General features: G+C 72.4%; 14 protein-coding genes. 10 read left to right on the top strand and 4 right to left on the bottom strand.

The genetic code is table 11. The features are described 5' to 3' along the window. Nucleotides 1-9 precede the first annotated feature (9 nt). Together ABTY59_RS14385 and ABTY59_RS14375 are read right to left on the bottom strand one after the other, a co-directional pair. Nucleotides 10-1,014: a hypothetical protein gene (locus ABTY59_RS14385; protein WP_352019239.1), complete on the bottom strand. Its 1,005-nt coding sequence runs from the start codon at nucleotides 1,012-1,014 to the stop codon at nucleotides 10-12. Between the two features lie 1,510 nt (nucleotides 1,015-2,524). Continuing rightward, a complete protein-coding gene (locus tag ABTY59_RS14375; protein ID WP_352019238.1) occupies nucleotides 2,525-6,748 on the bottom strand; it encodes a S8 family serine peptidase in 4,224 nt (1,407 codons plus the stop codon). A 91-nt stretch (nucleotides 6,749-6,839) separates the two neighbouring features. Between ABTY59_RS14375 and ABTY59_RS14370 the strand changes: the two genes are divergently transcribed. After that, a complete protein-coding gene (locus ABTY59_RS14370; RefSeq protein WP_352019237.1) occupies nucleotides 6,840-7,793 on the top strand; it encodes a helix-turn-helix domain-containing protein in 954 nt (317 codons plus the stop codon). Nucleotides 7,794-7,832: 39 nt separating this feature from the next. Here the strand turns inward: ABTY59_RS14370 and ABTY59_RS14365 are convergent, their stop codons facing one another. After that, on the bottom strand, nucleotides 7,833-10,133 hold the full coding sequence (locus ABTY59_RS14365; protein WP_352019236.1) for a hypothetical protein: 2,301 nt from the start codon (nucleotides 10,131-10,133) through the stop codon (nucleotides 7,833-7,835). Further along, nucleotides 10,130-14,125, bottom strand: a complete 3,996-nt coding sequence (gene eccCa / locus ABTY59_RS14360; RefSeq protein ID WP_352019586.1) for a type VII secretion protein EccCa — start codon at nucleotides 14,123-14,125, stop codon at nucleotides 10,130-10,132. The genes ABTY59_RS14365 and eccCa overlap by 4 nt, the downstream gene beginning before the upstream one ends. 358 nt (nucleotides 14,126-14,483) lie before the next feature. Between eccCa and ABTY59_RS14355 the strand changes: the two genes are divergently transcribed. The 9 genes from ABTY59_RS14355 to ABTY59_RS14315 all read left to right on the top strand — a co-directional run bounded on the left by ABTY59_RS14355 (nucleotide 14,484) and on the right by ABTY59_RS14315 (nucleotide 22,583). Continuing rightward, nucleotides 14,484-14,924 (top strand): hypothetical protein, encoded by a 441-nt coding sequence (locus ABTY59_RS14355; protein ID WP_352019235.1) that lies wholly within the window; start codon nucleotides 14,484-14,486, stop codon nucleotides 14,922-14,924. Nucleotides 14,925-15,039: 115 nt separating this feature from the next. Continuing rightward, nucleotides 15,040-16,419, top strand: a complete 1,380-nt coding sequence (gene eccD / locus ABTY59_RS14350) for a type VII secretion integral membrane protein EccD (protein WP_352019234.1) — start codon at nucleotides 15,040-15,042, stop codon at nucleotides 16,417-16,419. A 57-nt stretch (nucleotides 16,420-16,476) separates the two neighbouring features. Next, on the top strand, nucleotides 16,477-18,015 hold the full coding sequence (gene eccB / locus ABTY59_RS14345) for a type VII secretion protein EccB (protein ID WP_352019233.1): 1,539 nt from the start codon (nucleotides 16,477-16,479) through the stop codon (nucleotides 18,013-18,015). 54 nt (nucleotides 18,016-18,069) lie between these two features. Next, nucleotides 18,070-18,408, top strand: coding sequence for a hypothetical protein (locus ABTY59_RS14340; protein WP_352019232.1), 339 nt, complete (start codon nucleotides 18,070-18,072; stop codon nucleotides 18,406-18,408). Between the two features lie 73 nt (nucleotides 18,409-18,481). After that, nucleotides 18,482-18,778 carry a hypothetical protein gene (locus tag ABTY59_RS14335; protein WP_030748940.1) on the top strand — a complete coding sequence of 99 codons (297 nt, stop codon included), beginning with the start codon at nucleotides 18,482-18,484 and terminating at the stop codon, nucleotides 18,776-18,778. Nucleotides 18,779-18,930: 152 nt separating this feature from the next. Continuing rightward, nucleotides 18,931-19,365 carry a hypothetical protein gene (locus ABTY59_RS14330; protein ID WP_352019231.1) on the top strand — a complete coding sequence of 145 codons (435 nt, stop codon included), beginning with the start codon at nucleotides 18,931-18,933 and terminating at the stop codon, nucleotides 19,363-19,365. Between the two features lie 38 nt (nucleotides 19,366-19,403). After that, nucleotides 19,404-21,668, top strand: a complete 2,265-nt coding sequence (locus tag ABTY59_RS14325; protein WP_352019230.1) for a hypothetical protein — start codon at nucleotides 19,404-19,406, stop codon at nucleotides 21,666-21,668. Nucleotides 21,669-21,718: 50 nt separating this feature from the next. Next, on the top strand, nucleotides 21,719-22,282 hold the full coding sequence (locus ABTY59_RS14320; RefSeq protein ID WP_352019229.1) for a YbaB/EbfC family nucleoid-associated protein: 564 nt from the start codon (nucleotides 21,719-21,721) through the stop codon (nucleotides 22,280-22,282). After that, a complete protein-coding gene (locus ABTY59_RS14315; protein WP_352019228.1) occupies nucleotides 22,275-22,583 on the top strand; it encodes a hypothetical protein in 309 nt (102 codons plus the stop codon). The genes ABTY59_RS14320 and ABTY59_RS14315 overlap by 8 nt, the downstream gene beginning before the upstream one ends. Nucleotides 22,584-22,697 lie beyond the last annotated feature (114 nt).

The following is a 22,697-nucleotide window of genomic DNA, read 5'->3' as shown; positions in this document are numbered from 1 at the left end:
CTTCTCTGGTTACTTGACTGCCTTCGCGGCCGCAAGGACCTCGCCCATGCGCTTCTTGACGGCGGCGAGCTGGTCCTTGTTCTCTTCGATCAGCCGCTTCTGGACGGCCGACTCCTCCTTGAACCAGACCGCGATCAGACGGGTCTGCTCCTTGCAGTCGATGTCGTCCAGCGCGAGCTCGATCGCGTTCTTGGTGGTGCCGTCGCCGTCGGCGTAGCCCTGCTCCATCGCCCGGTACGGATCGGCGGCCTTGCGGCCCTTCTCCTTCATGCAGGCCGACCAGCTCTTGAGGGCCTTCTCGACCGGCTTCGAGGGCCGGGACTCGGAGAGGCTTGTCGTGGCGAGCCCGGAGACGAAGCCCGCATCCCCCTCGTTCACCTTGAGCCGCCGCTTCGACCAGCCGGCGCAGCCGCCCTCGTGCAGCTTCTTTCCGTTGTGCTCGGCGCGCGCGGGCTCCGGGACCGTGCCGAACTGGCCGACGCTGCCCGTGCCGCCCTTGGGCGGGGCGGACTCGCGCTTCTTCCGCCCGGTCAGGACCTCCACCTCGATGCCCGAGAGCCCCCCCTCGACGGATTCGAGGCTCCGGGTCAGCTCCTTCGGCAGCCCGTACCCGTACTTCTGCGCCTGTGCGCGGTCGCTGAGGCCGTAACGCCGCTCGATCGAGACGGCGTTGCTGTAGGGCGGCGGGTTCGCGCCGGGACGCGGCAGGTCGACGGTCAGCCCGTACTCGGACATGCACCGCGTCTGCAGGGTGCGCAGCGCGGTGTCGACGACGACCTGGTCCGCGTAGGAGGGCAGGTAGGACTCAAGCGGCAGCTCCAGGCCCTTGACCAACCCGGAAGTGGGAACCTCCGCCGGCCAGTTGGCTCGATCGATCGGCGCCGTGTCCTTCGCCGAGCCGGAGGCCGATCCGGCGCCCGAGTCGGAGGCCGATCCGGACGAGGAACAGGCACCGAGCGAGATTGCCGCGAGCATGACAGTGGTGGCGACGGTCGTTCGCCTGAGGACGTGCATGGGTCTTCCTTCTCTCCGTGACGTGAGGTGGTCCACGTGCGTGGCGCAGGCCGGCCGCGCTCCTTGGGCTCAGCGGCGCAGCGCCTCAACCGGCTTGCTGCGGGAGGCTCTCCAAGCCCGATACAGACCGGGCGGCAGACCAGTCGCCAGGCCGATGGAGGGCGCGGTGGTCACCGTCATGGAAGGGACGACGGGCGTCCGGTCCCGGGCGATCGGTTCCGTGAGGAACCGAGTGGTGATGCGCCTTGCTCCTCGGGCCCCTCGGATCCGGCGGGGCCATGGCCCTGAAGTACTGGGGACGAGCGGGGTCCAAGACCGCCGGCACTACCCGCTGCTTTCCATCAGTTGGAAATACGAGTTCCACATACCCTGTGTGGTCTTTTGTAAAGTCCTCGGTGGTCAATTCCGTCGCGCTCAGGGCGCTGAAACGCTCGTCGATCCGCATGACCCATGACCGTGCGGGACGCTGCCGCATGCCGGTACTCGACTCCGCCAGATTGTTCGTTCGCCCTACTGAACCACTGCCAGATCGTGCGTAGCGACAAGAACGGTCATGCCGGCCCCGTGCGAAACGGGCAGCACCTCCACGACGGGGGGCGGAAGTTGAGGTATCGAGAGTGCCGGTTGGTTCATCGCGCGGAAGCAGAGGTGGGAACCCAACCATCGCGCGGGGTCCCCCTCCTCGTCAGATGAACAGGTACCGCCCGAATGGGGTCAACCCCAAAGACAGGAAGACGGCTTCCTTTGATTTCACCCAAGCCGAGGGGATCGTTCGCATCCGAGCGATAGCTGCACGCCGAGCGTCAACACTCGCATGAGTTGCGATACAGGCCGCACGAGCCCCCCGGACCTGCTGAATTCCATGTGGATCCACCCTACACTCCGGGGCGGCCAATTCAAGATCCATAAAGCTGACCTGTCGTGCGATCAGGGGGCATACGGGATAACTACCGTTCTCCGGCGTCGCTTTGACGGATCCTCAGTTGCGGAATACTCGCGCAATTCCGGGCTGTCCTTGCCGAAGCAGGGCACCGCTGCGCCATCCCGACTTGTCGTCGCAGTCCGGTGCAGATTGCCCATATCGAGCCATGGGCGAAGGTTCGGATGCGCGAGTTTCGTCGCTCGGTATCCCTGTGCGGCTACTGCCATGAGGAAGTGCGACTTGTACTGCCTGAGCAACTTTCTGTCGATCGATCTCCGGTGCCTCATTCACGACCGGATGATCGAGGAGGTAATGCAGCACGGCGATGACTGCGGCAGAGGGATTCTTGCCGGTGACGAGACCATTCGATGTGCGAGGCCGGCCCGCGTGGGACGCGAACGACGCCCCCGTGCGGATCCGTTCGGAATGAGGAAGGGGCCATCCCGACCCTGCTCGGCGGCTTCGTTCCCGGTGTTGGCCACATCGGGGGCCTGCGGCCGTCTGGAACGGGTGCGAGCGTCGACCGGGCCCGGGAGTTCCGGGTCGGGTCGACGCTCGCGCCGGTCGTGCGGTCACACGCGTCGTGGGTCAGCGGCGCAGCTTCAGGCGGTGTACCCCGCCGTCGACCGCGCCGACGTAGAGCGTGCGGCCGTCGGGGGCGGCGGCCAGCTTGGTGGTGTCGGTGTTCTGCAGGCCGCTCGAAATGTTCTCCCAGGTGAGGCCGTTGTCGGTGCTGCGCAGTACGCCCCGGCCGCCCTGGACGAGTCCGGACGCGGTCGAGCCGGCGGTGGCCGCGTAGAGCGCTCCGTTCACTCGCAGCAGGTCCGAGACGTGGACCGCGAGCGGGCCGGTGTCGGCGGTGCGGAACGTCCTGCCGTCGTCGGTGCTGACCCGGACGGACGAGCCACCGACGACCAGGCGTCGGCCGTCCCTCACGATCGCGGAGACGGGGCCCTCGGCGACCTTGGTCTTGGTGATGCCGCCGTCGTCCGAACGGTAGAGGCCCGAGGCGTTGCCGAGCCAGAGGCGCCGCGGGTCGCGCGGGTCACCCGCCATGGCGTCGAAGGACCTCTCGTGGAAGAGGTTCTTCCACGTCCTGCCGCCGTCGGACGTCGAGAACAGCCCGTGGCCGAAGATGCTCCTGAAGCTGATCGCCACCCGGTTCGGGTCGGCCGGATGCACCAGGATCGAGGTCGGGATCTCCGACGACGTGCCCTTCACCTGCCAGGTCCGGCCGGCGTCACCGCTGCGGGAGACCTCGAAGAGACCGGTCGCGGTGCGCCGCACCTGCCACACCACCGTGGAGTCCTTCGGCGAGACGGCGATGTGCGAGGTGAGACGACCGGTCATGCCCTCCGCCCCGCTCTGACCCCACTCGGGGCCCGCGACGGGAATCGCGGTGCGGTAGGTGCCGCTCACCGTTCCGGCGAGCAGCCGGTCGCCGCTGGCCGCGAGGGCGTACGTGGTCAGGCCCTGGACGCCGATCCTCCGGTATCCGGTGCCGTCGGCGGAGCCGCGGTACAGACCGTCCTGTTCGCTGGACACGGTCACCGAGCCGTCGGCCCAGCGGTCGTAGTCCATCGCGATGGCGGCCTTCGAGGGGGCGGGCACGGGCTTCCAGGTCCTGCCGTGGTCGTGGCTCACCTGTCCGGCGCCGAACAGCGCGCGCAGGTACAGGTCGCCGCCGGAGGCGGACAGTCCGTTGCCGCCCTCCGGCAGGGGCAGCAGGGTGGACCAGGTGCGGCCCTTGTCGTAGGAGCCGCGGACGCCCGTACCGGGGACGTAGGCCGCCACCACGGTGGAGTCGGCGGCCAGGCCGCGGACGGTGTTCACGGGCTCGTCGAGGACGAGCTGCGCCCTTCCCGGGTCGCCCTTGCCGACGCCGTCGATCCGCCAGACGCTGTCGAAGGTCGCCAGGTACAGGGTGTCGCCGACGAGGGTCGCGTCGCGGACGTCACCGGTCACGCCGATGGGGTACGCCGCCCAGCTGTCGCCCGCGTCCGTGCTGACCAGCATCGTGCCGTCGATGATCGCGGCGAGGGTACGGGTCTGCTCGTCCGCGACGAACTCGTCGATGTGCGCGTCGGGGACGTCGAGCTTGCGCCAGCTGCGGCCGTTGTCGTCGGTACGCAGGATCGTGCCGCGGCGGGTGGGGTCGGCGGCCGTGTTCACGGCGTACCACCAGCGATCGGGGCGGCGGGCGTCGATGACGACCGCTCCGGTGCCGTTGCCGTCGGCGATCGGCAGCCTGCCCACCTGGCGCCAGTGGGCGCCGCCGTCGGTGGTCAGCCAGGGGGCCGCCTTCCGGAACTGGGTCACGACGGCCTGCTTCGGCCGGCCGGGCGAGAGCGCGACGTGACCGGCCTCGCTGTTCGGGCCGATGGGCTCCCAGCGGTCGCCGCGGCTGCCGGCGGGGGTGACCTCGAAGGCACCGGTTCCGGTGATCCGCCGGCCGTCGGTGGTGGTGGCCCGCACGGCCAGCCGGTAGGCGCCGGAGGCCCTCCCGGTCACGTCGGCCTGGTAGTAGCCGGCGCCGTTCATGGTGGTGGGCAGCGTGAAGGCCTTGCCGTGCGGCGGCGTGACCCTGATCTCCGGCGGCGCGTTCAGGGCTGCCGGGGCGGCGATGTGCACGGTGGAGCGGCCGTCGCTCGGGTCGGGGGACGCCTGGACGACCAGGTGCCGGACGACGAGCAGGTAGGGCACCCGGAGGGCAGGGCCTCGCGCGGGGGTGGCCGTGATCCGGCCGCTGATCTCCGTATCGGTGGCCGGGCGGTCGGCGCGCAGGGTGACCTCGACGGTTGCGGACCCGCCGGCGGGGACGGTCACCCGGGGCGGGGACACGGTGGTGGGCCCGGTACTGCCGAGGGTGACGGTCAGTGGCTTTCCGCCGGGGTTGGACAGGCGCACCTTCGCGGTGCCGCCGACGATCCGGTCCGCCAGGTCGGCGAGGCCGAACGACACGCTCGTCGGAGAGGCGGTGAGGGTGGCCGACGCCGCGGCGGCCACGTCGAGCCGTCCGTTGCCCTGCACGGTGGGGCCGGTGCCGGCGAGCTCCTTCGCGGTGCCGACGAGCGCGGACCTGATCCCGTCGGGGTCCTGGTCGGGACGGAGTTGGCGCAGCAGGGCGGCGGCTCCGGCGACGTGCGGGCTCGCCATCGAGGTGCCCGACATGCGGTAGACACCGGGTGCGTACATCGACGTGGGGATCGCGGAGCGGATCTCCACGCCGGGTGCGACCAGGTCGGGTTTGAGTCCGAAGCCGGTACCGGGTCCGCGCGACGAGAAGGAGGCGATCTCGTCGGTGGAGTCGGTGCCGCGCAGGGTGACGGACACCTTTCCGGCGGCCAGTTCACGGCTCAGCTGGGTGTACTGGGTCGCGTCGATGCCCATGACGACCAGGCTGTCCATGCGCAGCGAGTCGCCGGAGGCGGCGGTGCGGGTGAGGTCGGGGCGGGCGGGGGTCTCCCGGGCCCCGACGGTTCCCCGGCTGGCGGTGAACACGGGTCCGTCCTGGACCGGGAGGCCGCCGAGCACGGCGAGCGCGCCGCGTTCCTCGGCTTCGCGTGCCCAGTCGATGTCGCTCTGGCTCAGGACGTCCGTACTGGGGGCGACGAGCATGTCGGCCCGAAGGATCTTGCCCCGTACGTCCCCGACCCGCTTCCAGTCCTCTGCGGTGCCCGCGCCGACGTCCACGAGTGGCGCGGTGACCGGCTTCGGGGGCGGATTCGCGGACAGGACGCCCCGGTACGTCTGGATCAGTTCGGGCTCCTTGCCCGCCAGGTACGCGCTGGGGACCCGCAGCCCGCTGGTGGAGGCGCCGACCGCGATGACGCCGTCGGCCGCAGCCGGTGTGCCGACGGTGCCGCTGCCGGGTCCTTCGTTGCCCGCCGCCGCGACGACGACCACTCCGGCCCGCACGGCGGCGGTCGCCGCGCGGCCCAGGGGGTCGGTGCCGTCACCGGGGCCGCCCAGGCTCATGTTGATGACGTCGGCCCGGTGGGGGTTGCCCGGATCGGCCGCGGCCTCGATGCCGGCGATGATGTCGGAGGTGTAGCCGCTGCCGTCGGCGCCGGTGACCTTGTAGGCGAGCAGGCGGGCGTCGGGCGCCATGCCGGTGACGCCGCCCTCCTTGGCCGCCCTGCCCGCGATGATGCCGGCGACGTGGGTGCCGTGGCCGTTGTCGTCCATCGGGTCGTCGTCGCCATTGGCGAAGTCGAAGCCGCCGACGACCTTGTGCCCCTCGCCGAAGCCGCCGCCCAGGTCGGGGTGGCCGTAGTCCACACCGCTGTCCAGGACCGCCACGACAGTGCCCTTGCCGGTGGCCTTCACCCCGGCCGGGTCCTCGCGCTTCCAGACCTCGGGCGCGCCGGTCAGCGGGACGCTGACGTCCGTGCGCACCTGGATCCGGGTGTCGGGCCGGACGGCGACGACGCCCGGGAGCGCGGCCAGCCGCGCCCTCTCGGAGGCGGGAACCGTCATCGCCACGGCGTTGACGAGCAGACCGAGTCGGCGAGGTGCGGCCGGGTGCAGCCCTGCTTGCCGTACGGCCCCGACGAAGGCGTCCTGCCGTGCCGCCAGGGCCCGTCGGGCCTCGCCGACGGCGGAGGTGGTGCCGGCGGTCAGAGAGGTGAGCGAGCCGCCGGGGGCGGCAGCCACGGCGGCGTCTCCGGACAGCTCGACGATGACCCGCTGGTTCGGGTCGGACGACTTCGCGGTCGCGGTGCCGGGTGTCGCGGTGAGCGTCCCGGCCAGCGCGACGGTGGTGACCGTCGCGGCCACCAGGCGTCGGCTTCTTCTTGGGTTCTTGGCCATGGGGAGAAGTCCTAGCGCCGAAGTCACGCTCCGTACAGCGGATCTTGATGGCCCATTGCTGCACCTGGCACAGGTGGGCCAGGATCCGCATATGACGAACGAGCTCACCGCGGCAGGCATCGATCCGTTCGACGAGAGCGTCTACCGAGCCGTGTTGACCCGGCGTACGGCGGCCCCGGCGGAGCTCGCCGCCGACCTCGGCTGCTCCCCCCTCCGTGCCGCCAGGGCCCTGGACCGGCTGCACGACCACGGCCTGGTCGGACGGCTCGCCGGGGCCCGCCGCCGGTACGCGGCGATCGAGCCGGGAGCCGCGGTCGAGTCCCTGGTACGCAACAGGACAGCGGAGTTGGAGCGGGTCCGTTCGGCGGCGGACGAGCTGTCCCGTCTCTTCGCGGCGGCACAGGCCGGCACCGCGGGAGAGGAGGAAGTGGAGATCACCACCGGTCGCGAGGCGCTCGGCCGTTGGTTCGTCCGCCTCCAGCAGGAGGCGCGCGAGGACGTCATGACGCTGGACCGGCCACCGTACGCGCTGACCACCTCCAACCCGGTGGAGAGCACGGCGTTGGGGCGCGGTGTGCGCTACCGCGCGGTCTACGCCCCCGAGGCGCTGGAGTGGCCGGGGGTGCTCGAGGACATCCGCGGGCTCGTACGCCGCGGCGAGCAGGCCCGGGTGATGCCGGGACTGCGGATCAAACTGGCCATCGCGGACCGTCGGCTGGCGCTGATGCCGCTCTCTCTGGACCTCGACGGCGTGCGCGCGGCGGTCATCCGGCCGTCCACCCTGCTGGACGCCCTCACCGACTACTGGGAGCTGTGCTGGAAGCAGGCCCTGCCGCTCGACGCCCCCGCGGAGGACCCGCTCGACGAGGAGGATCGCCTGGTGCTCACCCTGCTGGTCAGCGGTCTCAAGGACGAGGCCATAGCCCGGCAGCTCGGCTGGTCGATCCGCACCATGCGTCGGCGCATGAGCCGCCTCCACGACCTTCTGGGCGCGGTGAACCGCTTCCAGGCCGGTGTCGTCGCGGCCCGCCGGGGCTGGATCTGACGTGCTGTGAGCGGTGGGTGGGCGCCGCGGCGGAACGCCTCACGTCCGCCGTCTGCCGGACCCGGCTCCCGGGCCGGCCCCCGGGGCCACGTGGAAGCGTGAGGCGTCCGGGAGGGGGCGGCGGTCGTGGGGTTCCAGCATGTCCCTGCGCTCGAACCATTCGGTCAGGCGGGTGCGGGCCTGTTCGTCGCGCCTGCGGAAGCGGTCGTCCGTACGGTCGGTCTCCGCGGGGGAGATCTCGCGGAGCAGCACGCGGATCGGCGCCGTCTCGTCCTCCGACAGGTGCAGGGCCAGGACGGAGAAGGCCGTGCCCGGAGGGAACACCACCTCCGGTTCGTCGTCCGTGCCGAGGAAGACGGACGTGCGGCGGCCGGTGGTGGACCAGATCCCGAACTCCACCGCGCCCTGCAGTTCCGCGTCGCACGCCGGGACGGCCGCGACCGCCGCGGGCTCGACGAGGACCGAGCCCTGCGCGTACCGGTCCAGCGGCACTTCCTCCGCCGGGGCCGCGAGCATGACGGCCCCGTAGTGTCCCGGCAGGCGGCGCAGGCCCGAGTCCAGGCAGCGCAGCAGCGGGGTGTAGGGGACGGTCCCGGCCGCTCTCGCCGCCTCGGCCAGTCCCGAGCGGGACCCCAGGTCGGGGGCGTCGGCCTGGTACAGGGCGATGGCCACCAGGTCCGCTTTGAGGCCGTCCTGTGCGAGGGAGCGCAGGGACGGCAGCCGGGAGGCCAGCAGCTCCGCCTTGCTGGCGAGGATGTGGTACTTCTCGCCCAGCAGGTCTCGGAGGGCCGCCCGGTCGTCCGGGCCGCTGCGGCCGCCTGGTGCGGGCGGCATGGTGGAGGGCCCCGGCGCCTGGGTGGCCGGTGCCGGCTCTGCTTCCTGTTCCGGTGCCTGCTCCGGTGCCTGCTCTTGTGCCTGCTCTTGTGCCCGTTCCGATGCCTGCTCCTGCTCCTGCTCCTGCTCCTGCTCCTGCTCCTGCTCCTGATGAGGTGAGCTCAAGGAGGTGGATCCCAGCCAGTGCAGGTCCAGTTCCTCCGCCCAGGAGCGTGCCCGGCCCTCGTCCGGCGTGGCGCCGTGGAACAGCAGGCCGTACGGTTCCGTCGCCCCCAGGTCGGGAAGCGTGGCCAGGACGCCGGGCAGGACGTGCAGGAGCTCGGGCGGCAAGGGGTGTTCGCCGTCGCCCACGATCAGGGCCGGGCGGGACGGGTCGGGGCACCTCGTGCGCGGTGCGGCGTCCGGCCGTGGATCCGCAGGACGCAGCCACAGGCCCGCCGGGACGAGTTCGACGGCCCAGCCCTCCGGGTCCGTGCACGCGTACACGGCCGGTGCCTTCGCCTCCGGTCCGGACGGCCGCAGCCACGCGGACGGCACCACGCGGTGGTGAGCGGGCGAGGCGGCGAGTTCGAGCAGGAGGGGTTGCCAGGTGGGCGCGCCCCGTCCGTCGAGGAACGTGGTGGCGTGGTCGTCGGCCGTCCGTACGGGCAGGCCGATCGCGGCCCGTACCGTGCGGTCGAGGTCGTCCGCGAGAGCCACCGCCATGGCGACGAGGTCGGACGGATCGGCCCATGGCGCGGCCAGCAGGAGGTGCCGGGCGTCCGCTGCCGCCTCCGGCACCCGGGCCAGGAGTTCGGCGGTGGGCAACGCGGGGCGGGCAGGTGATCCGACGCCCAGGAGGTAGGTGTCCGGGGTGACTCCGATCAGCGGCCCGACCGCCTCGGGCAGTGCTCCGAGCCAGGTTCCGCCCGGAACCGCACGGGCGCCCTCCTCCTGTTCCTCCGACGTCGCAGGGCCGAAGCGGTGCGCGCCGCCCTGGGACACCGCCACCACGGGGACGGGAGGGGAAGGGGGCGGAAGCAGCTCGTCCGCGGCCTCTGGTTCCGTGGTCGCCGCCGCCTCCGGGGGCCAGCCCGGGCCCAGTTCGTACGGCTCCTCCCCCGGTTCCGCCAACCACCAGGTGCCCGGTTCCGCGAGGCGCAGGGTGCCGTCCGGCTCGACGCTGGCCACACCGTCCGGGGCGATCACCGGGAAGTCCGCCGCCGTGGCCACCGCGCGTACGGGGCGGGCGCCATCGGGGCCCGGGGCGGCGAGGCCCGAGGCGGCGAGCAGGAGGCGGGACGCGCCGCGTTCCCGGGCGAGCAGTACCAGATCGGGCAGGGTGTGGCGGAGGAACGGGGCCGCGTCCGGGGCGGCGGCCAGCACCAGGAGCGTGCCGGACAGCGGGGGCAGTCCGTCCAGAACGGGGGCCAGGGCGGCTGCGGTCTCCGGGGAGGAGATCACCAGATGCGGGCCGACGGTGTGGGTGCCCGTCCCGGAGGCGGGGGCGGAGTCGGGACTGGTCATCCGGAGTGTCCGTTCTGCGGGGTCCGGCCGTCGGTGTCGAGCAGCGGGGTCTGGAGCTGCACCGTGCGGCGGCGGGTGATGTGCTGCGCGCGTCCGGCGGGCAGCACCTTCGGCTTCGTGCCACCGAAGAGGTGGCCCTCGGTGGTCGGGCAGGAGAGCAGGACGGCCGGGGTGTTGACGTCCTGGAGCCTGCGCAGGAGCGGGTCGGACAGGCCGCGGCCGGCACCGTTGGCGGAGCGGGCGATGATGATGTGGAGGCCGATCTCCGCGCCCTGGGCGAGGTTGTCGAGGACGGCGGCGAAGGGATGGGAGGCCATCGAGCCGTTGACGAGGTCGTAGTCGTCGACGAGGACGAAGAGCTCGGGTCCGGTCCACCAGTCGCGCCGCCGCAGCTGATCCGGGGTGATGTCGGCGGCCGGAATGCGGTTGGCGATGGCCTTGCCCGCGCCGGTGATCATCTGGCGCAGCGGGTCGACGGAGACGGCGTAGCCGAGACGGTATTCCTCGGGCACGGTCTCGTACATCTCGCGCCGGAAGTCGACCAGCATCAGGCGGCCCTGGTCGGGGGTGTAGGCGCGCATGATCTGGGTGGCGATGTGCTTGAGCAGGTTGGTCTTGCCGGTCTCGCTGTCGCCGACGACGATCAGGTGCGGGTCGCGGGAGAAGTCGTGCCACAGCGGCTGGACCTCGGTGTCCTCCAGGCCGAGCGGGATCCGCAGGGAGCCGTGGGGCTCGGGGAGGTCGGCGGCGTCGAGGACGAGCGGGAGCATCCGGACCTCGGGGGCGCGGGGGCCGGTCCAGTGGTCGGCGACGACGTCGACCAGGTCGGCGACGCCCTCGCCGAGGTCGTGGGCGGTGCCGATGCCGTCCATGCGGGGCAGCGCGCACAGGAAGTGCATCTGGTCGGCGGTGAGGCCGCGGCCGGGGATCTTGGGGACCTTGGCCGCCGCCCGCATGTGGACGACGGAGTCGACGGGGTCGCCCAGGCGCAGCTCGAAACGGGTCTGGAGCTGGTCGCGGAGGGCGCCGGTGACCTCACCCCAGCGGGTGGTGCCGATGAGGAGGTGGACGCCGTAGTTGAGGCCGCGCTGGGAGATGAGGGTGAGGGGCTGGACCAGGTCCATGAACTCCTGGCGCAGGGTGTTCCAGCCGTCGACGACCAGGAACACGTCGCCGTGCGGGTCGTCGGGGAGTTCGCCGGCGGCCTTCTTGCGGCGGAAGGCGGCGACGGATTCGATGCCGAGCTCGGCGAAGTACTTCTCGCGGCGGGTGATGACCGCGTTGATCTCGGCGACGGTGCGCAGGACCCGGTCGGGGTCGTGCCGGCCGGTGACACCGCCGACGTGCGGCAGACCGCGCAGGCTCGACAGGGCGCCACCGCCGAAGTCCAGGCAGTAGAACTGCACTTCGGCGGGGGTGTGGGTGAGGGCGAGCGATGTCATCAAGGTGCGGATGAGGGTGGACTTGCCGGACTGCGGGGCGCCGGCGATGCCGATGTGGCCGTCGGCGCCGCCCAGGTCGGCCACGAGCAGGTCGCGGACCTGCTGGAAGGGCTTGTCGACGACACCGACGGGGACCTTGAGGGTGCCGCGGACCTCGCCCTCGGCGGTGAAGCCGTGCTCGGGGTCGGGACCGATCGGGGGCAGCAGTTCGTCCAGGGTGGGCGGCACGTCGAGCGGTGGCAGCCACACCTGGTAGGCGGGGGGACCGGCGTCGACCAGGCGTTCGGCGGCGATGTCGAGGAGGGTGCCGGACTCCTCGGCGGCCGTCTCCTCCTGCGGATCGGGGGCGGCGGGCAGCACGTGCGGGGCCACGTACTCGGTGCCGAGAGCGACGACCTGGCTCTCGATGACCGAACGGTGGGCGTCGGGACGTCGCTTGGGCCGGTAGGTGCCGGAGACGTAGGCGGCCTTGAAGCGGCTGAGGGTGGAGATGTCGCTGCGCAGGTAGCCGTTTCCGGGCTGGGAGGGCAGCTGGTAGGCGTCGGGGACGCCCAGGACGCCGCGGGACTCCATGGCGGAGAAGGTGCGCAGGCCGATCCGGTACGACAGGTGGGACTCCAACTGGTGCACGCGGCCCTCGTCGAGGCGCTGGGAGGCGAGCAGCAGGTGGACGCCGAGGGAACGGCCGAGGCGGCCGATCATGACGAAGAGTTCCATGAAGTCGCGGTGGGCGGCGAGCAGTTCGGAGAACTCGTCGACGACGACGAAGAGGGTGGGCAGCGGGTCGAGCGGGGTGCCGGCGGCGCGGGCGGTCTCGTACTCCAGGAGGGAGGCGTAGTTCCCGGCGGCGCGCAGGAGCTCCTGGCGGCGGATCATCTCGCCGTGCAGGGCGTCGCGCATGCGGTCGACGAGGTCGGCCTCGTCGGCGAGGTTGGTGATGACGGCCGAGGTGTGGGGCAGGCCGTCCAGGCCGAGGAAGGTGGCGCCGCCCTTGAAGTCGACGAGGACGAAGTTGAGGATCTCCGAGGAGTGGGTGAGGGCCAGGGCGAGGACGAGGGTGCGCAGCAGTTCGGACTTGCCCGAGCCGGTGGCGCCGATGAGCATGCCGTGCGGGCCCATGCCGCCCTGGGCGGACTCCTTGATGTCCAGGTCGATGGGGGTGCCGTCGGGGCCGAGGCCGAGCGGGACGCGGAGCTTGTTGGACTGGTTGCGCCGCGCCCACTGCTCCTTGACGTCGAAACGGTGCAGGTCGGGGATGCCGAGGAGGCCGGCCAGGTCGAAGTCGGTCTCCAGGGGCTCGCCCGCGTCGAAGCTGTCGCCGAGGCGGTACGGGGCCATGGCGGCGGCCAGCCGGACGGCGGCGGCGGGGGTCAGGGCGTCGGGGACGCCGAGCGGGGTGACCTGGTCCTTGCGGTTGCGGTCGGCGCCGACCATCTCCAGGGCGCCGGGGGTGCCGGGGGCGCCGGTGATCCGCAGCCGGAGGGTGAGGCGCCCGTGCTTCCACTCCAGGGTGGAGCCGACGTCGACGACGGTGGCGTTGCGGTAGCCGCCGAGCGCGGCCCGGTGGGGGGCGGTGAGGACGGCGCCGTCGAGGACGACGACGGTGTAGGGCTCGTCGCGGCTGGGGGTGGCGTCGGGCTCGTACGGGGGCCGGGCGCCGAACTCCTCGCCGAGGAGCTGCTCCAGTTCGCCGATGCTGCCGGCGACGAGCCGCAGCGGTCCGGCGCCGTCCGTCTCGTGGGGGTGCAGGGCGTGCGGGAGCCACTTGGTCCACTCCCACCGGGCGCGCCGGTCGGGGGCGACGACGGCGACGCGCAGTTCGTCGGGTGCGTGGAAGGTGGCCAGCTGGGCGAGGATCGCGCGGACCAGGGCGCGGGCCCGGTCGTCCTCCGGTTCCCCACCCGTCCCGGGCTCGGCGGTGCCGGTCTCGGGGTCGGTGTCCCCGGTGCGGATCAGGACGTGGGCGAAGCCGCGCAGGTGGATGGCGACGGGCTGGTCGGCGATGGAGCCGTACGCGTGGATGAAGCGGCGCAGCGCGTGGGCGCTGAGCGGTTCGAGGTCCTCGACCGGCTTGGTGGCGAGGGGGGCGAGGCGGACGGCGAGCCTCTGGGAGCCCAGCGCGATCCGCACGTCGCTGAAGTCGGGGTGGGAGGAGCGGCGTTCCCACAGGCGCGAGGTCCGCACCAGGAAGGGCAGTTCGGCCGGGGCGGGGTGGCGCCAGGCGAGGGCCTCCTGCTGGCGGAGGATCTCCTTGCGCACCTGCCGCCGCATCTGTGCGAGATAGCGCAGGTAGTCGCGGCGCTCGCCGGTGAGTTCCTGCTTGCGGTCGGCGTTGCCGCGCATGATCTGGGTGACGATCATGCCGATGGCGGACACGGCCATGGTGCCCATGGCGATGTACGTCATCATGCCCCCGTTGGGGCGCAGGAAGATGAAGACCATGGAAAGCGAGGACAGCGCCATCGGCACCATCGTGATGATGCTTCCCACGCCGCTCTGCTTCTCGGGCAGGCCGGGCGGCTCCTGGAGCTGGATCTCTCCGTCGGGCATCTCGGGGCCCGGCCGCCGCGGCGGGCGGTTGACTTGCACCACGCTCAACGAACAACGCTCCTCACGCCTGGCGCACGCCGGGCGGCCGACTTCGTGCGGTTTCCTCGTCAGTCGGGAACGGACGGGGGGTGCGGGGCGGTTCAACCCGGGCCGTACGGCGCCGCCGGGTGAACGCCGGATGAACCCCGACGGCGAGGAGGCCCGTTGACCACTGCGACGGAGAGGGAGCGGAGGATCAGAGAAGAGCGTGCGCGCGTACGGAAGCATTCCGGGCCGCCCGGAGCGCCGGTCCGGCCGGTCGCCCGGGTGGGCGAGGCGGTGCGCGTACGCCCGCCGGGGCGGTGTCGGGAGGAGAGCAGTGCGCGGGGACGTTGAAGGCACCGGGACCGGGGACGAGGTCCAGGAGGACACCGGGGACGGGTTCGCGACCGGGATCGGCGAGGCGTACGAGGCGGGGGCGCTCCCCCGCGCGTGGCTGCCGGACGTCGGCCCGGAGGACGAGGACCCGCTCGGCGGGACCGTGACCGGTCTCGACGTGCCGGAGGCCACCGCGGCCGAGGTGACGGGCGCGCTCGTCCGGCTGCTCGGCGCCACGGCCCCGGTCGGGTCGCCGGATCCGGAGGCCCTGCTGATCGCGCGCGTGTTCGTGGTCGACGAGCATCCGTCGGCGGCCCGCTGGACCGAGGGCGAGCGGCGGTCGGTGGCCGGGCTGGCCGCGGCCCTGGTGGCCCACCGCGGCGAGGAGGGCGTCGAGGCGCTCGTACGGGAGCTGCGGGGCACGGCGCGCGGGGACGGCTGAGCCCCGCCGTCCCCCTCGCCCGGGAGGAGCTGAACCCGGCGGCGCGGTGTTTCCGTTCCTCTGTCCGCCGAGGGTTTTCCGGCCTCGGCTGGACAGCGGGAAGGACACACGGGCAGTGAGCGGTAGCGCGGTGGCGGGGCTGTGCCGGTTGAGGTTCCACGGGCCGCAGAAGGTGGTCGAGCTCTCCGTACCGGCGGACGTCCCCCTGGCGGACCTGTTGCCGACGATCATCGGCTACTCCGGGGACGGCCTGGACGAGAAGGCCGTCGAGGCGGGCGGCTGGGTGCTCCAGCGGCTCGGCGAGGAACCGTTGGACGAGGAGCGGACCGCGGAGGCCCTGGGACTGCGCGACGGTGAGCGGCTGTATCTGCGGATGCGCCGCGAGGCGCTGCCGGAGGCGCACTTCGATGACATCGTGGACGGTGTCGCGGCCGGCCTCGAACAGCGCGGCGACGGCTGGACCCCCGCCCTCACCCACCATCTGGCGCTCGGTGTCGCGCTGCTCGTGCTTGCGGGCGGTTTCGTGCTCCTGGCGCTCTCCGGAGACCTCGGCCCGCTGCGGGTGGTCGCGGGGGCGGGCACCGGAGTCCTGCTGCTGATCGGCGCGGGCAGCGCCGCGCGGGCGGTGGGCGACGCGGGGGCCGGCACGGCGCTCGGCGCGGCGGCGGTGCCCTACCTGGCGCTGGCCGGGGCGCTGCTGCCGGCGGGGGAGAGCGACGTGACGGCCGCCCGGCTGCTGGCGGGCGGTTCAGCGGCGGCGGGCGCCTCGGTGCTGGCGCTGGCGTCCGTGGCCTGCTCCGCGCCCCTGTTCCTGGGGCTGCTCGTCACCTCGGTCGCCGCTTCCGTCGCGGGAGCGCTCGCTCTGGCGGGGCTGTCGTCGTCGGAGACGGCCGGGGCAATGGCGGTGCTCGTGGTGGCGTTCGGGGCGTTCCTGCCCGGTTTCGCCTTCCGGCTGTCGGGGATGAAGCTGCCCGCGCTGCCGCGCCGGGCGGAGGAGCTCCAGGAGGACATCGAGCCGTATCCGGCGCGGGAGGTCATGGACCGCAGCGCCGTGGCCGACGGCTACCTGACCGCCTTCCACGTGGTGACCGGCGCCCTGTGCGCGGCCTGTCTCACGCTGATGGCGGGCGCGCCCGGCTGGGCGCCGGTGACGCTGGCGGCCGTCCTGTCGCTGCTGCTGGTCCTGCACGTGCGCGAGGTCGGTTCCCGGTGGCAGCGGCTGGCCCTGATCCTGCCGGGGGTGTACGGGCTGGCGCTGCTCGCGACCGGGTGGGCGCTCTCCCTCGGTCCGACGGGCCGGCTGGGCCTGCTGACGGGCCTGACGGCCACCGCCGCGGCGCTCGCGATCTTCTCGTGGACGGTGCCGGGGCGGCGGCTGCTGCCGTACTGGGGGCGGGCCGCCGACCTGCTGCACAGCGCGCTGGCGCTCAGCCTGATCCCGCTGGCGCTGACCGAGGCCGGGATCTTCGCGTGGGTGCGCGGGCTCACCGGCTGAGCCACCCGCCCCGAGCCCCTTCCGATCCCCCACACCCCTTCCCACCCAGGAGTTCACATGCAGTCCAGGCGCGACCAGGTGCAGGCCCACCTGTTCGTGATGAGCAGGCTCGGGGCCGGCATGCTGCGGGGCGAGCCCGACGCGCTGGACCTCCCGCCCCGGCGGACCACCCGCGGGGTGCGGACCGGACTGTTCATCGCCGTGGTCATCGCCCTCGTGATGGGCCTGTACGGGGCGATCAAGCCAGGCGGCGCGACGGGCTGGGCGAAGCCGGGCACCCTGGTGGTGGTCAAGGAGACGGGCGCCCGGTACCTGTTCGTCGGCGGTGAGCTGCGGCCGGTCCTCAACCAGGCCAGTGCCCGGCTGGTGGCCGGGGACCGGATGACCGTGACGCAGGTCGGCCTGGGCTCGCTGGGCGCGGTGCCGCGCGGCGGACCGCTGGGGATCGTGGGCGCGCCGGACGGACTGCCGGCCGCGTCCGCGCTGGCCCGCGGCGACTGGCTGGTGTGCGGGCTGGTGGCGGCCACCGCGTCGGGGCGGCCCGGCCCTGTGGTGTCGGTGGCCGTCGGCGCGGCGGGCACGGGCCGGGCTCTCGGTCCTGGGCAGGCCGTGCTGGTGTCCGCGTCGGACGGGACCGGGCACGTGTTGTGGCAGGGACGGCGGCTGCGGCTCGGCGCGGGCGCGGGGGCGGCGCTCGGCTACGGCACGGCCACCCCGTTCCCGGTGGCGGCGGCCTACCTCAACTCCCTTCCGGCGGGACCCGACCTGGTCCTGCCGGAGATCGCGGGGCGGGGCACGCCCGGCCCCGCCCTGGCCGGGCGGGAGACCCGGATCGGCCAGCTGTTCACGGGCCCTGCCAGTGAGCCGTACGTGCTGACGCGGAAGGGGCTTGCGCCGCTCGACCGGACCTTCTTCGAGCTGCTGCGCGGCGATCCGCGCACGCAGCGGCAGGCCTACGCGGGTGCTCCGGCGGTCGCCGTCGCGGTGGGCGCCGCCGATCTTGCCGCCCATCCGGCGCCGGCCGGGACGCTGCCGGACGGGGGCCTCCCGGAGGCGCCGCCGGAGCTGGTGGAACCGGGGTCCGGGCAGGGCGTGTGCACGACTGTACGGCCCTCGGCCGAGGGCGGGGCGTCCACCCTGGTGGCGGTGGCCGACGCGGCGGCGGTCGCGGGCCGTCCGGTGTCGCCCCAGCCAGGCGTGACGGCAGCGTGCGGCGCGGCGGACCTGGTCTCCGTACCGCCCGGCGGCGGCGCGCTGGTCCGGGCACTGTCCGGGGCGGGCGCGGCCGGGACGACGTATCTGGTCGCGGACAACGGCGTGAAGTACCCGCTGCCGACGGCGGGTTCCGCGAAGGCCCTCGGCTACGCGGGCGCGGTGGGCGTGGGCGTGCCGGCGACCCTGCTGTCCCTGCTGCCGGCGGGCCCGGCCCTGGACCCGTCGGCGCTGACGTCGGCGGGGGTCGTCGACGTGACGGCGGGCGTGCCGGCACCGGTCTGCCCCGGGGAGGAACTGAAGGACGGGAAGGCCGTGAAGGGCGTACGGGTGGCGAAGGGGACGGCCACCGACGCCGAGCGGCTGGTGAACCCGGCTCCCTGAGGCGCCCGTTCTTCCTGCCGGGAACCACCCAGCCCGTACGACAAAGGAGTTCAGGTGACCGACGCGCCCAACGCCAACCTCAAGGTCTCGTCAGCGGTACTCACCCAGACCCTCAACGAGCTGGAGGAGCACCTCCAGACGATGGAGCGGTCCTACACCCAGTCCGAGGACATCGCGGGGCAGGTCGGGGACAGCATGAAGTCCGCCGCCGGCACCAAGTTCATCGCGAAGATCGAGAACTGGCAGCGCGGCTACCGCACGGTGATGGCCGAGTACAAGGACCTCGTGGAGGCCGTCGGCATGACCAGCAAGGTCATGTCGGACACGGCCGGCGAGGCCGAGTCCAACATGGACATGTGGGACGGCGACGTCTACGACATCCTCAGCAAGTGATCGAGGCGGAGCGTCCCCTCCGTCTCCCGCTCCCCTTCCCCTCCCCTCCTCCCCTCTGCCGTAAGGAACGCGCATGGACCCCATGGACATGGACATCAAGCACGGCGCCCTCCAGGACGCCAACGACCAGATGAAGCAGGTCGCGGCCGCCATGAGCGCGGCCGTGCAAACCATCGTGGGGCGCCTCAGCGCCATCCAGTCGGAGTTCACCGGTGAGGCGGCCAAGGAGTTCGAGGAGTTCAAGCAGGTCGTGCACGACCTGGACTCCACGCTGTCGCACCAGTTCGACAAGGGCGCGGACCTGCTGGCGGACGCCCACGGCATCATCCGCAACGGCGACCGCAAGAGCGCCTACCTGTTCCAGCGCTGAGCCCCGCCCCGCCAGGAACCCGGCCCGTCCCTCGCAGGCGCGCCGGGTTCCGCCGTGCCCGGACCGGGCTGAACCCCGCCGGGCGGGGGCCGCGTTCTCCCTGTCGGACGACCCGGACGACGTACCACCCCGACTTCGGCAGGAGAGCACTCATGACGACCCCGAGCGACGAGACCGTCACGTCGATCACGGACGACGTACTGCGCGACTACGCGTGGAAGTTCAGCACGCTGCTCCAGGACTTCCAGGACCCGTCCGTGATGGCGCTGCTCTCCTGGGAGAAGGGGACCGGCAACAGCAAGATCCTGCCCGGGAACCCCAAGCAGATGGTGAGCGCCGAGGCCGTGCAGCTGGGGTTCGCCTCGCTGGCCAAGGACCTCAACAGCGCACTGGATACGTTCCGCAAGATCGCCAAGGCGGCCAACCTCGACCTCATGTTCGTCAAGGAGACCTTCCAGAACGCCAGCGACGACTCCGTGGACACCACCGAGATGTGGGAGATCCTCAACAACATCCAGCGCGACGCCGGTGGCGGTGGCGGTACCGGCGGCGGCGGTACCGGCGGCGGTCCCTCGACCGGCAACTAGCGGAAGCCGAAGCTCCCGGAAGGAGCCCCCGCACCCCCATGGCAGCTTTCACCTGGGAACAGGCCATCAAGGTCCTCCTCCCCGACACCAACACCCTGACGAACCGCGAGGCGGTGACGGCCGAGAAGTGGAGGCGTCAGGACACCCCCGACCTCAAGCTCGTCTCCGGCGACGGAAAGAAGGAGTCCGAGGGCTACGACGTCTCCTTCGTCATCCCCCTCACCCCGCTCGGCACCGACGGCGGGCAGCACTCGTGCGTGGTCGGGTTCCAGCTCGACTGGCCGAACGTCCTGGACAACGCCCAGTCCAAGTTCAATCTCTTCCACAGTGACGCGCTCAAGCCCCTGGAAGAGCTGCTGTTCGCCTCCACGCACAACACGGGGGCAGTGAGCTACGCCTCCTTCGACGCCGCGATCGAGCTGGTGCACGGCGTGCACGCCTGGCTGGCGAAGTGGGTTCCCGTCCTGAGGCGGTGGGAGGAGAGCGTCGACGCCGACGAGAGCGAGTGGAAGGGCAGTGCGGCCGGGGCCTTCAGGAAGTTCCTCGACGTCATCTCCACGGAGATGAGCAAGGTCCAGCTCGACCTGGCCCAGCCGCAGCCCGTGGAGGGTGCCACCGGGTACCCGGACACGATCGACTACTCCAAGGGCAGCGGCTACGAGACGCTCATCTACAACGCCCAGATCGAGCTGAACAGGGCACTCGGCGTGCTGTGGGCCGCGCTGGTGAACTGGTGGAGACTACCGGGCGCCAAGGCGCTGACCTTCGAGGCCAGTCCGGTCTGGCGCATGCGGACGGCGCTCAACGCGGCCATGGCCAACGCCACGTGCTCGTTCACCTGGCGGACCATCACCAGCAGCGACGGAAGCAACGGCGAGCCGGTCTACACCCCCGAGAACGCCAAGGTCGTGGACGGCTCGGGGATGGACGTCAGTCAGAGCGCCTGGCTGGAGAAGATCGAACTGGCCGCCAAGAAGTCGTGGCTGGAGCACCTGTCTCCGCTCGACAAGGCGGCGGAGACCTCCATGGGCAAGGTGGACACCTCGTACCTCACGCTCGCGGGCGCCCTGCGCGAGGGCATCTACCAGCCCCGTCTCCAGATGCCCACCGGCGGCGGCGCGGGCGGCCCCGAGATGCCGCCGGGCGGCGGGTCGGGCGCGGGCGGAGGGGCCGGCGGACCGGGTACCGGGGGCGCGGGCGGAGGGGCCGGCGGCGGCATCGGAGGAGCCGGCGGCGGCAAGGGCGGCATCGGCGACGGCAAGAACCCGCTCGACAAGGGCGGTGACGGGACGGGCGGCACGAAGAAGCCCCCCCTCCCCCCGACGCTGCCCGGGAGCGGGACCGGCGGGCTGCCCGGGACCCCGCCGCCGACCAGGCCGGGGACCGGTTCGCCGGGCGGGGGCGCACCGCTGCTCGACAAGAACGGCAAACCCGTCATGGGTGCGGACGGCAAGCCCGTCGTCCTGCCGCCGGGCTCCCGCATCGGCAAGGACGGCAAGGTCTACGACGCGAACGGCAAGCCCGTCATGGGCTCGAACGGCAAGCAGATCGTCGCCCCGCCCGGCGCCAAAGTGGGGCAGGCGCAGCCCGCCCCCGAGGAGACGCCGGGTCGGCTGCCGGGGTCCGGCTTCGACCAGATCCGGCTGCCCGAGGGGGCGAAGGTCCTGCCGGACGGCTCCGTCGTCGACGCCAAGGGCAAGCCGCTCCTCGACTCCAACGGCAATCCCTACGCGCTGCCCAAGGGCGCCACGCTCAAGGACGGCGTCGTCGTGGGCGCGGACGGCAAGCCCCTCAGCCGGACCTACCAGCTCCTCACCAATGCCGAGCACGCCATCAACTCCCGTCCCGTGCCGCACCCCACGACCGGCAGCGGGACGGGCGGCGGCAGCCACAACAAGCTGCTGGACCAGCTGGGCGGCGGAAGCGGCGGAAGCGGCGGCGCGGGCGGCGCGCCGAAGCGCATCCCCGGCCTGGCGACCGGCGGCTCCACCGCGTTCCTGGACCCGGCGGGCCGCCCCACCGGTTCCTCCGCGGGCTCCGGCGGCACCGCCTCCGCCGGCGGCACGGGCACCGGCTCCGGAAGCGGTAAGGGTACGGGTGCGGGTGCCGGCGCGGGCGGCGGCGCGGGCGCGGGCGGACCGCAGACCGCGCAGTCCCCGATGATGCCGCCGATGAACCCCGGCGCGGCCGGTGGCGGCCAGCCCAACCAGGGCAAGGACCGGCAGCGCACCACCTGGCTCACCGAGGACGAGGACACCTGGGGCACCGACACCGGCTCCGTCAGCGGGGTCATCGGACGCTGACCCCGCCCGCCCACGCCGAACGACCCCTCTTCCCCATGAAAGGCGGCCCCATGGCCATGGACTTCGAGAGCATCCTCAAGGACGCGATGTCCGCCCTGCACGAGCAGCGGGACAAGATGCTGGAGGCCAAGCGCGAACTGGACGCGGCGAGCGCGTCCGCCACCTCCAAGGACCGCATGGTGTCCGTGACGGTCGGCCCCCAGGGCCAGGTGGTCTCGATGACCTTCCACACCAAGGCGTACCAGTCGATGGCACCGGCCGAACTGGCCACCGCCCTCGTCACCGTCCTCAACGAGGCGCGGGCCAGGATGGGCAGCGAGGTCATCGAACGCATCAAGGGCTTCCAGGACTTCAGCGGCCACCTGCGCAGCGTGACGGGGCTCGTCGGCACGCCGGTCGAGATGGACGAACTCCTCAAGCCGCTGCGGGCGATGGCCCCCGCCTTCGGCCAGGAGGAGTCCCTGGAGGAACTGAAGGCGTCCCGGCAGGAGGAGTTCGCCGCCGAGGAGGAGGCCGCCCTCAGGGCCTCCGAACAGAAGGCGAAGCAGGACGAGTTCGAGGCCGAGGCCGAGAGCCGTATCCCCACCGGGAAGCAGGAGGAGTTCCATGGCTGACGACCTGAAGGTCCTGAGCGACCTCAAGAACAAGTTCTCCCACTACGAGGACTACCAGCGCTGTCTCAGCGACCTGAGCCGGACGATCGTGGAGATCAACAGGATCAACAAGGAGTCGGCGGGCCAGGACGAGATCGGCAAGACGTACCACAAGCAGGTCGACCGGCCCACGGAGAACCTGACCGAGACCCTCTCGTACGTCACCAAGCGACTGGGCATGGTGACGGAGGCGGGCAAGGAGACGTCCGACACCATGAAGAAGTCGGACGAGGAGGCCGGGTCCCACGCGGACGGCTTCTGACCGGGGCTCCGCACGCGGCGCGCCCGCCGTCCCGGCCGGGACGGCGGGCCCACGCCGAGGGCACCTATCTGCTCCAGAGTCCCGTCGCCGGGCAGGTCACCGAGGTCCTCGCCG

This window comes from Streptomyces sp. NPDC096079 (assembly GCF_040303145.1).
In the GTDB taxonomy this organism is placed as follows: domain Bacteria; phylum Actinomycetota; class Actinomycetes; order Streptomycetales; family Streptomycetaceae; genus Streptomyces.
Note: the sequence above shows the minus strand (reverse complement) of the source record. Positions and strands in the feature narration are given on the sequence as shown.

Excerpts from the sequence above, each read along its gene's own strand:
- ABTY59_RS14370 (WP_352019237.1), top strand. The coding sequence starts at position 6,840 with ATGACGAACGAGCTCACCGCGGCAGGCATCGATCCGTTCGACGAGAGC.
- ABTY59_RS14385 (WP_352019239.1), bottom strand. The coding sequence starts at position 1,014 with ATGCACGTCCTCAGGCGAACGACCGTCGCCACCACTGTCATGCTCGCG.
- ABTY59_RS14330 (WP_352019231.1), top strand. The coding sequence starts at position 18,931 with ATGACGACCCCGAGCGACGAGACCGTCACGTCGATCACGGACGACGTA.
- ABTY59_RS14335 (WP_030748940.1), top strand. The coding sequence starts at position 18,482 with ATGGACCCCATGGACATGGACATCAAGCACGGCGCCCTCCAGGACGCC.
- ABTY59_RS14375 (WP_352019238.1), bottom strand. The coding sequence starts at position 6,748 with ATGGCCAAGAACCCAAGAAGAAGCCGACGCCTGGTGGCCGCGACGGTC.
- ABTY59_RS14365 (WP_352019236.1), bottom strand. The coding sequence starts at position 10,133 with ATGACCAGTCCCGACTCCGCCCCCGCCTCCGGGACGGGCACCCACACC.
- ABTY59_RS14325 (WP_352019230.1), top strand. The coding sequence starts at position 19,404 with ATGGCAGCTTTCACCTGGGAACAGGCCATCAAGGTCCTCCTCCCCGAC.
- ABTY59_RS14320 (WP_352019229.1), top strand. The coding sequence starts at position 21,719 with ATGGCCATGGACTTCGAGAGCATCCTCAAGGACGCGATGTCCGCCCTG.
- eccCa (WP_352019586.1), bottom strand. The coding sequence starts at position 14,125 with ATGCCCGACGGAGAGATCCAGCTCCAGGAGCCGCCCGGCCTGCCCGAG.
- eccB (WP_352019233.1), top strand. The coding sequence starts at position 16,477 with ATGCAGTCCAGGCGCGACCAGGTGCAGGCCCACCTGTTCGTGATGAGC.
- ABTY59_RS14315 (WP_352019228.1), top strand. The coding sequence starts at position 22,275 with ATGGCTGACGACCTGAAGGTCCTGAGCGACCTCAAGAACAAGTTCTCC.